At 66.9% G+C, this 16,281-nt stretch carries 14 protein-coding genes; 6 read left to right on the forward strand and 8 right to left on the reverse strand.

Annotated features, from left to right (window positions below):
- Nucleotides 1-215: 215 nt before the first annotated feature.
- Nucleotides 216-2,969, forward strand: a complete 2,754-nt coding sequence (locus ACZ48X_RS11585; RefSeq protein WP_336349569.1) for a S8 family serine peptidase — start codon at nucleotides 216-218, stop codon at nucleotides 2,967-2,969.
- A 10-nt stretch (nucleotides 2,970-2,979) separates the two neighbouring features.
- Here the strand turns inward: ACZ48X_RS11585 and ACZ48X_RS11590 are convergent, their stop codons facing one another.
- From ACZ48X_RS11590 to radA, 5 genes are all read right to left on the reverse strand, one after another.
- Nucleotides 2,980-3,642: a helical membrane plugin domain-containing protein gene (locus tag ACZ48X_RS11590; protein ID WP_336349568.1), complete on the reverse strand. Its 663-nt coding sequence runs from the start codon at nucleotides 3,640-3,642 to the stop codon at nucleotides 2,980-2,982.
- A 10-nt stretch (nucleotides 3,643-3,652) separates the two neighbouring features.
- Nucleotides 3,653-4,792, reverse strand: a complete 1,140-nt coding sequence (locus ACZ48X_RS11595) for an NAD(P)/FAD-dependent oxidoreductase (RefSeq protein WP_336349567.1) — start codon at nucleotides 4,790-4,792, stop codon at nucleotides 3,653-3,655.
- Nucleotides 4,789-5,028, reverse strand: coding sequence for a sulfurtransferase TusA family protein (locus ACZ48X_RS11600; RefSeq protein WP_336349566.1), 240 nt, complete (start codon nucleotides 5,026-5,028; stop codon nucleotides 4,789-4,791). The genes ACZ48X_RS11595 and ACZ48X_RS11600 overlap by 4 nt, the downstream gene beginning before the upstream one ends.
- A gap of 62 nt (nucleotides 5,029-5,090) precedes the next feature.
- The gene (locus ACZ48X_RS11605; protein ID WP_336349565.1) at nucleotides 5,091-5,489 is read right to left on the reverse strand and encodes a hypothetical protein; all 399 of its coding nucleotides are present in this window, start codon (nucleotides 5,487-5,489) and stop codon (nucleotides 5,091-5,093) included.
- Nucleotides 5,490-5,716: 227 nt separating this feature from the next.
- Nucleotides 5,717-6,748, reverse strand: a complete 1,032-nt coding sequence (gene radA, locus ACZ48X_RS11610; protein ID WP_336349564.1) for a DNA repair and recombination protein RadA — start codon at nucleotides 6,746-6,748, stop codon at nucleotides 5,717-5,719.
- 402 nt (nucleotides 6,749-7,150) lie between these two features.
- On the opposite strand from radA, the gene ACZ48X_RS11615 reads away from it, so the two are divergent.
- Nucleotides 7,151-8,572, forward strand: coding sequence for a serine hydrolase (locus ACZ48X_RS11615; protein WP_336349563.1), 1,422 nt, complete (start codon nucleotides 7,151-7,153; stop codon nucleotides 8,570-8,572).
- Nucleotides 8,573-8,624: 52 nt separating this feature from the next.
- Here ACZ48X_RS11615 and pspAB read toward each other — a convergent pair whose 3' ends face one another.
- Entirely contained in the window at nucleotides 8,625-9,251 is a 627-nt protein-coding gene (pspAB, locus tag ACZ48X_RS11620; protein WP_336349562.1) for a PspA-associated protein PspAB, read from the reverse strand.
- A gap of 1,113 nt (nucleotides 9,252-10,364) precedes the next feature.
- Between pspAB and ACZ48X_RS11625 the strand changes: the two genes are divergently transcribed.
- Complete coding sequence (locus ACZ48X_RS11625) at nucleotides 10,365-11,219, forward strand: DUF8054 domain-containing protein (protein WP_336349561.1); 855 nt, start codon at nucleotides 10,365-10,367, stop codon at nucleotides 11,217-11,219.
- 142 nt (nucleotides 11,220-11,361) lie between these two features.
- Here ACZ48X_RS11625 and ACZ48X_RS11630 read toward each other — a convergent pair whose 3' ends face one another.
- Nucleotides 11,362-11,802 (reverse strand): YybH family protein, encoded by a 441-nt coding sequence (locus tag ACZ48X_RS11630; RefSeq protein WP_336349560.1) that lies wholly within the window; start codon nucleotides 11,800-11,802, stop codon nucleotides 11,362-11,364.
- 423 nt (nucleotides 11,803-12,225) lie between these two features.
- Between ACZ48X_RS11630 and ACZ48X_RS11635 the strand changes: the two genes are divergently transcribed.
- Nucleotides 12,226-13,389 carry an acyl-CoA dehydrogenase family protein gene (locus tag ACZ48X_RS11635; protein WP_336349559.1) on the forward strand — a complete coding sequence of 388 codons (1,164 nt, stop codon included), beginning with the start codon at nucleotides 12,226-12,228 and terminating at the stop codon, nucleotides 13,387-13,389.
- A 531-nt stretch (nucleotides 13,390-13,920) separates the two neighbouring features.
- Nucleotides 13,921-14,907 (forward strand): phosphotransferase family protein, encoded by a 987-nt coding sequence (locus ACZ48X_RS11640; RefSeq protein ID WP_336349558.1) that lies wholly within the window; start codon nucleotides 13,921-13,923, stop codon nucleotides 14,905-14,907.
- A gap of 20 nt (nucleotides 14,908-14,927) precedes the next feature.
- Here the strand turns inward: ACZ48X_RS11640 and ACZ48X_RS11645 are convergent, their stop codons facing one another.
- The gene (locus ACZ48X_RS11645; RefSeq protein ID WP_336349557.1) at nucleotides 14,928-15,299 is read right to left on the reverse strand and encodes a thiol-disulfide oxidoreductase DCC family protein; all 372 of its coding nucleotides are present in this window, start codon (nucleotides 15,297-15,299) and stop codon (nucleotides 14,928-14,930) included.
- A gap of 207 nt (nucleotides 15,300-15,506) precedes the next feature.
- Between ACZ48X_RS11645 and ACZ48X_RS11650 the strand changes: the two genes are divergently transcribed.
- Entirely contained in the window at nucleotides 15,507-16,250 is a 744-nt protein-coding gene (locus ACZ48X_RS11650; protein ID WP_336349556.1) for a DNA polymerase sliding clamp, read from the forward strand.
- Nucleotides 16,251-16,281: the final 31 nt, after the last annotated feature.

Below are 16,281 nucleotides of genomic sequence, written 5' to 3' on the forward strand. Positions count from 1 at the left end.
CGCGTCCCCCACGACGAGCCGGGAGGTGCCGTCGAGCTTCGACGAAGGCGTCAGGCGGCACGGCCGCGAGAACCCCGACTTCATTGCAGTAGTCACGTCTCGATTATTGCCAGATAGCGTTGAATTGGCTCCCGTTACCATCCACCTAGCCAGCAGTTAACTTTCGCACAATGCTTTGATAAATTTTAACCTCGTTCGTTCGAGACCGTGGTGTCGTGATTGGAGATAGCACACCTGACGCAGGACGACGCTCCTTCCTCAAGGGCGTCGGCGTAGCGGGCGCAACGGCAGCCATCGGCGGCGTCGCGGGCGCGGACGACGCAGCCGAGCGCGTCGAACGCATCGTCGGCCTCAGCGACACCGTCGACGTCGCGGACGCCGAAGCCACCATCCTCGCCGGCGACGACCTCCCCGAAGGCGCCGAGATCGTCTCGCGGAACGACGTCCTCAACTACGCCGTCGTCGAGCTCGACGCGAGCGCGAGCACGATGGACGTCTCCACGTTCGAATCCCGGCTCGCCGACAACTCCGACGTCAAGTACCACGAGGACAACGCGGCCAAGTGGCAGCCGATGGCGGTCGAACCGAACGACCGACTGTTCGAGGAGATGTACGCCCCCCAGCAGGTCCGCGCACCCATCGCGTGGGAGGCCACGCAGGGCAGTTCGGACGTCACGGTCGCCGTCGTCGACACCGGCATCATGTACGACCACCCCGACCTCGCCGACCAGTACGGCGAGACGAAAGGTCGTGACTTCGTCACCGTCGACGACGCCGAACGCGACGACGACCCGTACCCGCCGGACCTCGCCCAGGAAGCCCACGGCACGCACGTCTCCGGCACCATCGCCGCCGGCATCGGGAACGACACCGGCGTCGCCGGGATGAGCGACGCGACGCTGCTCGCGTGCCGCGCACTCGGCGCACAGGGCGGGAAGACCGCGGACATCGCGGACGCCGTCCAGTGGGCGACCGATCAGGGCGCCGACCTCGTCAACATGAGCCTCGGCGGCGGCGGGTACTCCGAGACGATGAAATCCGCCGTCTCGTACGCCGTCAACAACGGCTGCCTCCCCATCTGTGCCGCGGGGAACAACGGCACCGAGGGCGTCTCCTACCCCGCGGGCTACAACGAGTGCATGGCCATCTCGGCCATCGACGAGAACCTGAACCTCGCGAGCTTCAGCCAGTTCGGCGAGAAGATCGACCTCGCCGCGCCCGGCGTGAACGTCCTCTCGTGCTGGACCCAGGAGAAGAGCGAGTTCGGCGGGAAGTACAACCGCATCTCGGGGACGTCGATGGCGACGCCCGCGACGACCGGCGTCGCCGCGCTCGCGGCGGCCGCGAACCCCGACCTGTCGCCGACGGAACTCCGCCAGCACCTGAAGGACACCGCGGTCGACATCGGCCTCGGCGAGACGGAACAGGGCGCGGGCCGGGTCGACGCCGCGAAGGCCGTCGGCGCGACCGGCGACGACGACCAGGCGCCCGATGCGGTCGCTCGCGCGAGCATCACCGACCCCCACGAGGGCGAACGCGTGACGTTCCTCGGGAGCGACTCCAGCGACGCCGCCGGCTACGTCAGCGAGTGGTCGTGGGACCTCGGCGACGGGACGACCGCGACCGGCGAGAAGGTCGTCCACGAGTACGACAGCGCCGGCGACTACACGGTCACGCTGACGGTCACCGACGACGACGGTGCGACCGCGACCGACAGCGTCGACGTCACCGTCCAGCCGGGGACGTGCGCCGAAGGCCCCGTGAAGACCGACTCGTTCAGCGGGACGGTCAGTCCGACCGCCGAACAGCGCGACATCAGCCGTCACGACTACTCGTGGCAGACGACCGAACCCTGCGAGCTCGAGCTCTCGTTCACGTACCCCGAGGGCCGGAAGTACACCGGGTTCGTCATCCAGGGGAGCGGGAGCGACCGCGACGTCTTCACGGGCGAGTCCATCACGCTCCTCTCGAGCGACATCGACTCCTCGAAGGCGCTCCAGGTCGGCGTGCTCGCCCAGAAGGGCGCGGACGAGGCCGACTACAGTATCGACGTCGAAGAGCACGGGTTCGCACAGGAGGGCGGCGAGGAACCCGAGCCGAACGAACCGCCGACGGCGAAGCTCTCGCTGAGTAACGGGAGCGTCCAGACCGGCCAGGAGCTGTCCGTGGACGCCTCGACGTCGAGCGACACCGACGGCTCCATCGATAGCTACGAGTGGACGTTCGGCGACGGCGCGACCGCGTCCGGGAAGACCGCGACGCACGCGTACACCGACGCCGGCGAGTACACCGTCACCGTCACCGTCACCGACGACGACGGCGCGAGCGACGACGCGCAGTCGACGGTCACCGTCACCGAACCGAACCAGGGGCCGACCGCGAGCGTCGTCGCCGACGCCGACGACGCACCCGTCGGGAGCGACGTGACGTTCGACGCGTCCGGGTCGAGCGACGCCGACGGCACCATCGAGACCTACGAGTGGAGCGTCGACGGTGCGTTCGTCACCGAGGGCACCGAGCCGATGTTCACGTACGCGTTCGAGGACGCCGGCGAGCACACGGTCTCCGTCACCGTCGTCGACGACGACGGCGCCAGCGCGAGCGACGACGTCACCGTCCAGGTCGACGAGACCGGCGGGAGCTGCGGCGACGAGACCGCGACCGACAGCGTCGGCGGCCTGCTCCGCGGCTGGTGGGACGAGGACTCCTACACGTACACGACCGAGACCGGCGACCCGTGCCGCGTCACGCTCACGCTCTCCGGTCGCGGTCGCGGCAGCGACTTCGACCTCTACGTGACGACCGACGGCCGGACGCCGACGACGTACGACTACGACCTCCGTTCGATCACGCCGCGGAGCGACGAACAGATCACGGTCGAGGACGTCGACGGCGACCTCGGCGTGCTCGTCGACTCGTACAGCGGCGGCGGCCGCTACACGCTCGACGTCGAAGAACTCGGGAACTGAATCGGCTCCCTCACCGCTGAGGGCGGTCGTCGTCGCGAACGCTCGCGCCGAGCGCCTTCGCGACCGCGAGCAGGAACCCGAGGCCGGTGCGCACCTCGGGGTCGCGGGTCGCGCGGAGCGCGCCGACGACACCGACGCTCTCGGGGGGTTCGTCGGCCGCGTCGCCGACTGCCTCCAGCATCGTCTCCAGCCCGCGGACCGTCTCGGGCTCCGCAGCGGTGTCCGCGAGCTCGCCGAGCGCGGTCCCGCGTGCGGCGAGCGTCTCCACCATCTCGTCGTCGAGCGCGCCGGACGCGAGCGCGACGACGTCAGCCATCGCCGCGAGGTCGTCGAGCGTCCCGGACCGCTGGAGCGCGACGACCGTCTCCATCGCGTCCGCGAGTTCGCTCCCGTTCGCGCCGACGGATTCCGCGAGCTGCACGGTCTCCCGCGTGGCGAGTCCGTCCGCGGACTCCGCGAGCGTCCCGCCCGTTTTGGCGAGCGATTCCACCATCTCGTCGTCCATCGCCCCCATGCCGAGGTCGAGGACGTCCAGCAGGTCGTTCACGGCGTCGAGTCGCTCGAGGAAGCGCGCCACCGCCTCGGGGTTCGCCTCGATCGCGGCCGCGAGCGCCTCGCGGTCCGCGCCGTCGAGGTCGACGGCCTCGAACGCCCGTTGCTCCTGTTCACTCATCTCGACCACCTCAGAGCGTCCCCCTGGCGGTCAGCCAGTACGACTGGTTGTACGCGAGTTTCGCCCAGTGCACGGGCCGAGACTCGTCGCGGACGACCGGCGGGCGTTCGTAGTCGAAGTCGACGAACGTCGCCTCGTCCATCCCGGCTTCCAGGAAGCACATCGTCTTCCCGTCGTACGTCGCCGTCGGCACCGCACCGCGGACCGACGCGGCGAGGCGCTCCGCGACCACGCCCGCCTGATAGTGCGCGACGCTCCCGGCCTTCGACGTCGGGACGTCCGCCGCGTCACCGATGGCGTACACGTCCGGCGCTCGCGCAGCCTCCAGGGTGTGCTTGTCGACCTCGACCCAGCCGTCGTCGCCGAGACCCGCCTCGGCGATCAGGGGCTGGCCGTCGTGGGGCGGGATGGCGACGAGGAGGTCGTAGTCGAGCTCGGTGCCCTCCATCGACTCGATGACCTTCGCCTCGGGGTCGACCGATTCCGCGTTGAAGAACGTCTCCGCGCGGATGTCGCGTTCCGCGAAGCGCTCGCTCGCCCACTCCGCGATGGGTTCCAGGCCGTGCGTTCGGTTGATCGGGTACGTGTACGTGATGTCGACGTCGTCGCGGATTCCACGTTGCCGGAACCACTCGTCGGCCATCAGGACGAACTCGACGGGCGCTGCCGGACACATGTGCGGCACGCCGACGACGCTCAGGACGAGATGGCCGGACTCGAACGCCGCGAGTTCGTCCCGGAGCGCTTCGGCGCCCTCGGGGCCGTAGAAGTGATGCCCGCCCTCGACGAGACCGGGAACCGCCTCGGGCGTGAGTCGTGCACCCGTGGCAACGGTCGCGTAGTCGTACTCGAGACTCGTGCCGTCCTCGAACCCGAGCGTCTTCGCGTCGGTATCCATCTCGGTGACGCGCCCGATGCGGAGGTCGACCCGACGGTCGACGAGCTCGCTCAGTGGGCGGCTCGCGTCCGCGACGGTCTTCTTCCCGAACGGCACGTACAGGAACGTCGGCTTGTAGACGTGGTCGGGGGATTCGTCGACGAGCGTCACCGCGACCTCGCCCGCGTCGATCTCCGCGTGGAGTTCGTCCGCGAGCTTGTTCGCGAGGACGACGCCGCCGGTGCCCGCCCCGACGATGACGATTCGAGTCATGCTTTCTCCACGTACAGGCTCCAGTAGTCGTCGTGCTCGACGCTGTCCAGCAGTTCGTGGCCGGCCTTCTCGACCCACTCGGGGACGTCCGTCGTGGAGCCGCGGTCGCTCGTCTGTAGTTCCACGACGGTTCCGGAGTCGGCCTTCTTGATCTTCCCGATGAGGTCCATGAGGGGGCCGGGGCAGCCGGCGCCGCGTGCGTCGATCGTTACGTCGGGGGTGATGGTTTCGGTCATTGTCTTGGGGTGGATTCGTTGGAGTGTTCGCGTGCCTGTCCTGAGCGTGCGTCGTCGCGTCTTCAGACGAAGATGACCTGCTTGTCCTCGGCCTTCCCGAGGAAGCCGGAGACGCCGAGTTCGCCGTCGAAGACGTCGACGTAGTCCTCGAGTTCGCGCCCCCACATCTCCATGGCCATCGTGCAGGCGTACACGGAGAGCGGGCCGATTTCCTTCGCTTGCGCGAACTGCTCGGTGAACAGCGGGACGTCGGTGTCCTCGTGCGTGAGCATCGCTTCGCCGAGCGGCCCCATGTCGAAGTCGTGGGTCTCGACGACCTCGCGCTCGAACGCGCGCAGGCCGTTCATCGTGACGAACACGTCCACGGGGACGTCCGACGCCGCGGCGACGGAGCTGATGATGCTCGACGCGGTGATCTTCTCGAAGTCCTCGGTCGCGATGACGATTGCGTAGCCAGTCATGATTCGGTCACACCTGAAGATGCGCGACCCGACGGGTTAGTCTTGTAGAGTAATTCCAAGACTATGAGAATCAAGCGACACAGGTGCCATGCCAGACACCAACAGAGAACCACGCCACGCCACTCACCCCCACCACCTCAGCCCGGGCGCTACGGGCGATAAAGTATGCACTACTCGTACACGACCGGTCGAGGAAAAGAACGCGTTCGGTCAGCCCGTCGCGGCGGTCACTCGGGCTTCAGGCCGTCGTTCGTCACGCGCATCACGGACTCGCCGTCCGCGAGGTTCGGCGCGTCCACGAGCCGCACGATGCGCTTGTCGTTCTTGGACTTCCGGAGGTACATCCGGAACGTCGACTTGTGCCCGAGGATGTTCCCACCGATCGGCTGCGTCGGGTCGCCGAAGAACGAGTCCGGGTTCGACGCGACCTGGTTCGTCACGAGCACCGCGCAGTTGAACAGGTTCCCGACGCGGTCGAGGTCGTGCAGGTGCTTGTTCAGCTTCTGCTGGCGTTCCGCGAGCTCGCCACGACCGACGTACTCCGCGCGGAAGTGCGCCGTCAGCGAGTCGACGTTCAGCAAGCGCACGGGCCACTCCGAATCCTCGTGCTCGTCCGCGAGCTCCTGGGCCTTCTCCGCGAGGAGCATCTGGTGGTTCGAGTTGAACGCCTTCGCGACGTGGATCTTGTCGAGGACGTCCTCGAGGAGCTCGTCCATCGCCTCCTCGTCGTCCGGACTGCCCTCGATGCCGCGGTCGTCCATCGTCGCCTGGATGAGCTCGTCGTCCAGCCCACGCACCATGTCGTCGATGCGCTCCGGGCGGAACGTGTCCTCGCTGTCGATGAAGATGACGCTGCCGCGGAGCCCGCCGTGCTCCTTGGGGAGCTGGACGTTCACCGAGAGCTGGTGCGTGACCTGGGACTTCCCGGCACCGAACTCGCCGTACACTTCGGTGATGGACTGGGTCTCGACGCCGCCGCCGAGCATGTCGTCGACCTCGTCGATGAACCAGGAGAGCTTCCCGATCTCGTTCCGTCGCTCCAGGACCTGCGAGCCCGTCTCGAACCCGCCGATGTCCGCCATCTCGCGAGCGGCCTGTACGATGTCCGACGCCGTGGACTCGCCAACGTCCGCCTGGTTCGAGAGTTCACCGCTCGCCGCGACCGCGATGCCCTGGAAGGACGTGTAACCGGCGTCGCGGAGCTTGTCTGCTGTAGCGGGACCCACACCCGGGAGTTCTTCGAGGTTGACGTCTGCCATACACGCTACTGGCGCGGCAAGGGGTATAAAGCCTCGTTAACAGGAGAGTGAAAGTGAAATCGCGGGCGCGGAACCGGGCGCTCGGCAGGTCGTCGCGAGGATTCAAACGGGAAGAACACATTCGCCGGCTCGCGCGGTCGGCCGCTTCGAACCGCGATCCCGGCCGCGGAGCGACTGCGGAGAGCAGTGACCGCGACGGTGTCGAGTCCCGCAGCGACTGCGAACGTGATCGACGCAGCGCACGAGTCGTCAGCCGGCGGGATGTATCCCGCTCCATCCGAACTCAACGTGAATGAGCCGGGGCAGGCGCTCGGGTAGCCGACTGGTGGGAAGCGAAGCTGGTGCCGCCAGTCAGCGAGGGGGTTTATTGTTCGCTGGGGAGGATACTACGCAGATCATTTCATGGGTGCCAGGACCGACGGACTCCCGCCGGAGATGCGCCGCGAGGTCGAATCGTTCCTCGACGACCAGCGCGTGACCCACGACATTCCTGGATTGAGCGTCGCCGTCCTAGATCGCGACGACCTCCTTTTGACGCGCGGAATGGGTGCGCGAGATGTCGAGTCACGAGCGCCGGCGACCCCCGACACCCTCTACAGTATCGCGTCGGTGACGAAGCCGTTCACCGCCGTCGCCATCATGCAACTCGTCGACCGCGGCGACCTCGCGCTCGACGACGAGATCCGCGAGTACGTGGACTTCTGGAACGACGTTCCCGGCGACCCGATCACCGTGCACGACCTGCTCTCGCACTCCTCCGGGATGCCCGATGACTACGCCGGCACGAGACAGCTCCTGTTCAACGATGCACTCCCGACGAGTCCTCTAGTGACGCGAGCGGATGAGATCCGCCACGCCAACAGCGCGGCTGATCGTCGTATCACCGATCACGACCGATTGATGTACAGCAACCGGGGCTACGGAATCCTGGGGGAGATCCTCGAGACGGTGAGCGACCAGACGCATACAGAATACGTCGAGTCGAACATCTTCGAGCCGCTGGGGATGGATCGGTCACAGGTCGGGTACGGCGAGATATCTGAGACGGCGGAGGATTCGATCACCGGCTACACCATCGAGGACGGCGAGCCCGTTGCTACCGACCACGACCTGCAGGCCGAGATGCGTCCCCCGTTCGCAGCCGGCGGCATCCTCAGTTCGGTGACGGAGGTCGCCACACTCGTCCGGTGTCTCCTGAACGACGGCGAGCTCGATGGGGAGCGTCTGCTCGACGCCGACCTCGTAGCGGCGATGGCAAGCGGCCAGGCACCGGAAGTGGAGCGCCTCGGCGGCCAGCGAGCCGGGTACGGCTACGGTCTGCGCGTCAGTGACTTCCTCGGTGAGCGGTACGTCGACCACAGCGGGAGCGCACCCGGCGTCTCCCGCGCCTACGTGGGGTATCTCCCCCAACGAGGGATCGGCGTGACGCTCGCGGTGAACACGACCGGCGTGCCCATCTACGCGTTCGGCAAGGGCGTGCTCGCCATCGTCGCCGGCGAAGTACCCGAGTCGGTCGTTCCCTACCTCTCGCTGCAGGCGAAGATTGACGCAGTCACGGGCGTCTACGACGGCTATCGCGGCAGTCCGACGATGACCGTTCGCCCCGGGAACGGCGGCCACGTCGTCCTCTCGTACCGGGACGTCCCCGACTGGGATCTCCCGGCATTCCCCGCGTCGATCGGGCACGACGACTACACGTTCCACGTGATCCGCGAGAACGGCGTGCGAGAGCCGGTCAGGTTCAGGCGAACCGAGTCGGGGATGGAGCTACTGTTCAACACCGACCGACTGGATAGGATCGCCACGGAAGCGCCCAAGGAGTGAGCACGGCGCCGTCGATACCGAGAGCTGGTCGAGGGATGCAGTGGGGTCGCGGCTACTCCCAGGGGTGCTGGCCGGCGCTGCGCGGCCAGTAGGGGTACCAGTACTCCTTCTCGGGTTCCAGGTCGAGTTCGGTGCCGAACTTGCTCTCGAGCTTGAACTCGACGCCGCTGTCGCGCTCGCTCGTCCCCTTCGGGACGAACGGATAGTACGCGCCGCGGCGGAACGAGTACACCCAGTACGCGTGCGTCGGCTCGGTACCGTCCCCGTTCACGTTCTCGAACGCGAACAGCGCGGCGAGGAGACGCGAGCCGTAGTCGCGCTCGACGAGCGTGTCCGCGGCGAAGTGCACGCTCGTCACGAGGTCCTCGGGGTCGCTGTCGTCGTGGAGGACGACCCAGTTGTAGCCGTGCGAATCCTCGTGGAAGTCCGCCTCCGTGCCGGTCTCCTCGCCGCCGGCGTCGAGGATCGCCTTCACCTCGTCGACGGTGTCCGAGAAGTCGGTGCTGTCGACGTCCGCGAAGCAGAGCGCGGCGTCCCCCGTGGACTCCCACCCGAGTTCCGCGCCCATCGTGATGTACGCCGTGCTCATCCCGAAGAGGTCCTCGGGGTCAGCGTCGCGCGACGCGTCCGCCTCGGCGCGCGACCCCAGTACCGCCCGGATCGAATCCAGCAAGCCCATTGCGTACACGTCGGTGGCGCTGGGTCTTTGTCCTGACGGACCACCCGCTCGGCCGACCGCGCCAGCAACCGCGACCTCGGCGTCGCGACCGCCACCCGGCGTTCTTTAAGTCATTCTGGTCGCAATGGGTCGTAGTGAGGAGGTTGACGCCGGCCGGCGGCGTCGCACGCGCTTCTACGGCGTCCAATCGGGCAGCGACGCGTAGATGGGTCGGATTCAGACGGCGGCCGTCGTCATGTTCGACGCACCAGTCAACGCGTATCGTGCGAACCACCGGCACGGTTCTTTAAGTCATTCTGGTCGCAATGGGTCATAGTGAGGAAGTTGGCGCCGCGTCCCGCGGCGCCGAACGCGTTTCTCCGAAGTCCGATCGAACAGCGACGGCTCGCACTCCGCCACCGCTCCCAACCGTGGCCAGGGACGTCGTCGATGCACCGACCAACACGTATCGTGCGAACCACCGGCACGGTTCTTTAAGTCATTCTGGTCGCAATGGGTCATAGTGAGGAGGTTGACGCCGGTCGACGGCGTCGCACGAGTTCTCGCGTATTCCACTGTTCGAGTACGCACTGTGGCGTCTCCGGTACCGAGTGCACGGCGTTCTTCGAGCGATTCTCGCCCCGAGCGCGAGTAGTGAGGGAATCGACGTCCACGCACGACGTCACTGACCACGAGAGTCGATGGCGACCAGGTCGCTGTATCGCTGCTCACTCCACGTATCTTCTGCTGAGGCTAGGCAGACAGGAGGCCACGAACCAGAAGAGAACGACGAGCAGCGCTTCTACAGCGAGCCCGTACTTGGGTTGGCCAATCGTCAATCGGTACCCGACCCAGGCGAGCGCACAGAACACGGAACCTTCTAGCACGCGTCGCGCTGGAGGTTGGGATTCGAAGCGGTCAATCAGCCGTCTCATGGCGTGCCTGCTGTTCCCGATTCGGCTTTCGGGCACGTATCATTGCAGGATCGTGTCGCCTTCAGTACCCAAGTGGTTTGTCATTCCCTCGAGTCGGACCGGCGTTCCGATGACGTGGTGGCGGTGAGGGGGTCGCGATGCGGACCGACCTGGCAGGGAAGCGTTGTCTTTTCATACTCGAGTCGCGTTACCGATAGTAATGGCAACGAGTGCGTTAGAGTCGCTCAAGCGACCAGAGTACACGGGCGAGAACCGATGCATACCGTGCACAGTCGTCAACAGCGTGCTCGCGGTCGCGTTCGCGGGCGCTGTCGCCGCGGGAACCATCGTCGCCGACGCGTCCACCACCGTCGCCGCCGGCGCCGCCGTCGGGTTCCTCGCGCTCGCCGCCGCGAGCATCTGGCTCCGCGGCTACCTCGTCCCCGGCACGCCCGAGTTGACGAAGCAGTACATGCCCGAGTGGATGCTCGCGTGGTTCGGGAAAGCCCCCGACGACGCGAGCGGCCTCGACGGCGGTAGCGACGCGGTCGACCCGAGCGACGTCGACGTCGACCCCGAGCGCGTCCTCATGGACGCCGGCGCCGTCGAACCCTGCGAGGACGTCGACGACCTCTGCCTCAGCGCCGACTTCGCCGACGCCTGGCAGACCGAGATGGACGCCATCGACGACATCGCCGTCGACGACGCCCTCGCCACGTTCGGGTTCGACGACGACGACTACGAACTCAGCCGGCACGACGACGCCGTCCTCCTCAACCGCGGCCCGCACCGCATCGGCCAGTGGCCGAGCGAAGCCGCACTCGTCGCGGACGTCGCCGGCGCCCGCGCACTCGCCGACCGCCACCCCGAATGGAGCGACATGTCCGCCGTCGCCAAAGGCCGCGTCCTCAACGGCCTCCGCGTGTTCCTCGAGACGTGCCCGGACGGCTCCCGTGCCGAATTCCGCGAGGACACCGTCGAATCCTGCTGCTCTAGCTACGACGTCGTCACCGTCGAGTGCTCGGGGAGCGGCGAACGCCTGTTCGAACAGCGAGTCGACGACATCCCCGCCTGAGTCCTCCCAGCCAGTCGTCGCCGGCCGACGCAGCGCACTCGCTCCGTGGAATCGTTCGTCGATCGAAAAACTGCGTCCTGCCGACCGCGGCGCCCGTACTCGAACGTGAAATCGGGCGGTCGTCTCGTGCGTCGTCGATAGTTCAGGCGCCCATGTTCGCCACCATCTCGGCGAACTCGGCGTCGAGGTCGGCGTGATGGTGGACGATCTTCCACTCGCCGTCCTCCTTCCGGTAGACGTTCGTCGCCCGCGTCTCCAGAGAGACCGGTTCGCCCGCGAACGTCATCGACGCCGACTCGGTGCAGAGTTCGTACGCACCGTCGCCGACGACGCAAATGCGCTGGTCCCCCCGAGTGATCGTGCCGTCAGTGCTCGCCGATGCGACACCCGTCCAGGACTCGTTGACGGCCGCCCAGCCCTCCTCTCGCCCACCGATCGGGTGCATCGTCGTCACGTCGTCCGCATGCGACCAGATGTCCGCCATAGAGCTCGCATCCCCGTTCGCCATCGCCTCCAGTGCCCCGTAGAACCGGTCGGATGCCGCTCTGACGTCGTCTTCAGCCGCTACGCGCTTTGTGGACATTAAATACCTCACTCCTAGAACGGCCGCTGAGTATATATACAAATACTCAACTATCGCACATAGTCAGAATCGCAGACGTATCGCCAATTTACGCCACGAATATCAGAGATGGATACTATCCACTTCGTCCCGGTACGGATACACGTCACCGGATAACCATGCGGACGAGTCCACCCGAAACAGCGGCCGTGAGGGCGCCGTATGCCCGTGCGGGCGAGTCTACCCGAAACGGCGGCCTGACGGCCGCCGTATGCTCGTGCGGGCGGTTCCAGCGGAAGCCGCGGCCTCGCGGCCGCCGTATGCTCGTGCGACAAATCAACCCGAAACGGCGGCCTGACGGCCGCCGTATGCTCGTGCGACCGGTACCGGCAACGATTGCGCGAGATTAGGAGCGTTTTTCACGCGGTAGTTCGCAGGTTTCGTATGCTCGATTACGTCGGACTGGAGGCTGACCTCGGCGAGGAGGAACGCCTCATCCGCGACACGGCACGGGACTTCGTCGAGGACAAGGTGCGCCCCGACATCGCCGACCACTGGCAGGACGCGACGTTCCCGATGGAGATCATCGAGGAGATGGGCGAACTCGGGTTCTACGCGCCGAACCTCGACGGGTACGACCTCCCGAACGTCAGCGAGAAGGCGTACGGGCTCCTCATGCAGGAGCTCGAAGCGTGCGACTCCGGGATTCGGTCGATGGCGAGCGTGCAGGGCGCGCTCGTCATGTACCCGATTCACGCGTTCGGGAGCGACGCCCAGAAGGACGAGTGGCTCCCGAAGCTCGGGCACGGCGAAGCCGTCGGGTGCTTCGGGCTCACCGAACCGAATCACGGCTCGAACCCGAGCGCGATGGAGACCCACGCCGAAGCGGACGGCGACGGCTACGTCCTGAACGGGTCGAAGACGTGGATCACGAACTCCCCCATCAGCGACGTCGCCGTCGTGTGGGCGAAGGACCGCTCCGAGGACGACGATCCCGTTCGCGGGTTCCTCGTGGAGACGGACAAGGCGGGCGTGACGACGAACAAGATCGACGACAAGCTCTCGCTGCGAGCCTCGATCACGGGCGAGATCGCGCTCGACGACGTGCACGTCGACGCGGACGACGTCCTCCCGCACGTCCGCGGGATGAAGGGCCCGCTGTCGTGTCTCACGCAAGCGCGCTACGGTATCGCGTGGGGCGCGGTCGGTGCGGCACAGGATTGCTTCGAGACCGCGCTCCAGTACGCGACGGACCGCGAGCAGTTCGGGAAGCCCATCGGTGGGTTCCAGCTCCAGCAGCGCAAGCTCGCGGAGATGGCGACCCAGATCACGAACGCGCAACTGCTCGCGCACCGCCTCGCGGACCTCAAGGCGCGCGGCGACCTCCGCCCGCAGCACGTGTCGATGGCGAAGCGGAACAACGTCCGGATGGCGCGCGAGACCGCGAAGACGGCCCGGGAGATGCTCGGCGGGAACGGCATCACGGGCGACTACTCGCCGATGCGGCACATGGCGAACATCGAGACCGTGTACACGTACGAAGGCACGCACGACATCCATACGTTGATTCTCGGGGAGGATCTCACCGGAATCGCGGCGTTCGAGTGACGCCGCAGGCGGCACGAGGACACTGCGATTCCGGTGAGAAAAGACCGGGGATCCCAGCGTTCGAGTAGCGCCGTAGGCGCTGCGAGAACATCTGGGATTCACGTCAGCAACAGGGATTGCGGCGTTCGAGTGACGCCGCAGGCGGCACGAGGACACTGCGATTCCGGTGAGAAAAGACTGGGATTCCAGCGTTCGAGTAGCGCCGCAGGCGCTGCGAGAACATCTGGGATTCACGTCAGCAACAGGGATTGCGGCGTTCGAGTGACGCCGCAGGCGGCACGAGGACACTGCGATTGCGGTGAGAAAAGACCAGGATTCCCGCGTTCGAGTACCGTCGGGGACAGGGGAACGGTCATCCGGTGAGGAAACGTTTATTCGCGTCCGGGTGAAAGAGTGGGAAGTCGCGTCGACTTGCCATCTTTCGCGACTTTCTGCGTGCGTGGTTCGTGGTGAGCGACGGCGTTCGCACCAGTTGTATGTGGTATGTTGGCCCGGAACGCACTTGGGTCGTGGGGGCGTCGATTGCTAGTGATGAATGGGGACGTCGAACGGGTGCTCGCGTCGGCGTTCCCGGAGCGTCAGGTTGCGTCGACGACGGCGGCGACGGGGTCGGATAGCGAGGGGAACGAGACGGTTCGCGTCCGGTTCGCGGACGGTGCCGTGGTGTTCCTGAAGGTCGCGGTCGACGACGGGCCGTGGGTGCGCGAGCGGTTGGCGCGTGACGCGGCAGCGCTCCGGTACGCACGCCGGCACGCGGTCGTTCGCGTCCCGGACGTGCTGGCGGTGGAGACCGCTGGCACGCCCGCGTACGTCGCGACGGCGGCGCTATCGGGGACGGCGATCGCGACCGACTGGCCGGTGGATTCGACGGTGGCGCGAGCGACCGTGTTGCGGGCCGTTGGGCGAGCACTCGCCGGCGTGCACGTCGCGGACGGCTTCGACCGGCACGCACGCATCCGCGGGTGGAGCGACGAGCGCGACGGGTTCGAGCTCGCGAGCGGGTCGTGGTCGAGCGTCCTCGAGGAGACGCTCAGTGCGCGCGTCGACGAGGGATTCCCGGAACGATTCCGGGACTGCGTCGCGGACGTCCTCGCCGCAGTGGATTCCGCCACGAGGACGCTGGACGCGGCTCCGGCGACGCTCGTCCACGACGACCCGCGTCCCGAGAACTGTCTCGTCGACTCCGGCGGTCCTGGCCTCGTCGACTGGGAGACGGCGATGGTCGGTGACCCGGCGCTGGACGTCGTGCGCGCCGAAGCGCAGTACGTCGAGCGCGCCGACGTCGAGGACGCGGACGACGACCGGTTACGGCGTGCGCTCCGCGCCGGCTACCGCGACCACGCCGGCCGGCTCCCGGACGGGTTCGCCGAACGCTACCCGCTGTATCGCGCCGTGACGTTCCTGGAGACGGTTCGGACGTTCGAGCGCTGGACGCCGAACGCACCCGAGCGCGTGGAGGACCTCGCGTCGTGGGTGCGTGGCGAACTCGCCGTACGACTCGACACCGTCGACGGGTGAGGAGACTCGCGAGCAGGCGGTCAGTCCCGCGCTGGCGGTCGCTTCGAGCGGACCTTCCCGAACCAATCCCGGTGGTCCGCGATGAACCGGTACGTCGGGTCGCGGACGTGCCGTCGCGCACCCTCGGGGAGCGACTGGAAGACGCGCGCGGCGGTGCCCTCGGCGGTGTTGAGTTGCGCCGCGACGAACTCCGCTGCTTCGCCGCACGAGTACGTGTCGTCGCCGTCGAACACGTGCATGCAGTCCTCGTAGTCGTCGGGGAGTCGAGCGCGTTCCTCGGGCGTGAGCTTCGAGAACCCGAGCAGGTGGAAGTTGCCGTGTGCGTCCGCGTACTCCGCGCTCCACGTACAGAACCCGCAGTCGTCGTCGTACACGATAGTCGGGCGAGTCATACGTGGACGTACGCGTGGCGGCCTCAAGAGCGCCACGACGCGCTCGACGTGCTCGACCGCGACGCGCCACCTTGTCGGCGTGCCCGTCCCCCCGGACGAGGCCGCGCCAACCGGGGCGTTCCGACGGGCGTCGCGAGTGCGTGGAACGCCCGCACGGAGGCCGGAAAGGGTGTCTTTTTAGGGCCCGCTTTCGTACCACGAGATAATATGTTCAAGGCCATCGTGAGCGCGGATACGCTCAAGACGACGCTCGATTCCGTGAGCGTCCTGGTGGACGAGTGCAAGATCCACCTCGAGGAGGACGGCCTCGAGATCCGCGCTGTCGACCCCGCGAACGTAGGCATGGTCGACCTGTCGCTGTCCGCGGACGCGTTCGAGTCGTACGAGGCCGACGGCGGCCTCATCGGCGTGAACCTCTCGCGGCTCGAAGACATCGCCGGTATGGCGGACGCCGGCCAGCTCGTCAGTCTCGAACTCGACGAGGAGACGCGGAAGCTCCACATCCAGATCGACGGGCTCGAGTACACGCTCACGCTCATCGACCCCGACAGCATCCGACAGGAGCCGGACATCCCGGACCTCGACCTCGCCGCCGAGGTCGTCGTCGAAGGGAAGGACATCAACCGCGCGGTGAAGGCCGCGGACATGGTCAGCGACCACATCGCGCTCGGCGTCGACGGGTCGAACGAGCAGTTCTACGTGGACGCGGAGGGCGACGCGGACGACGTCCACCTCGAGCTCGGCCGGGACGACCTCATCGACCTCTCCGCCGCCGACGCGCACTCGCTGTTCTCGCTGGATTACCTGAAGGACATGGACAAGGCCATCCCGAAGGACGCGGAGGTCACGATGGAGCTCGGCGAGGAGTTCCCCGTGAAGATGCACTTCGACATCGCCGAGGGCATGGGGCACGTGACGTTCATGCTCGCGCCGCGCATCCAGTCGAACTGACGACGGTCGGTTCGGTTCTCGCGGTTCTTCT

It is taken from the genome of Halorubellus litoreus (assembly GCF_055378595.1).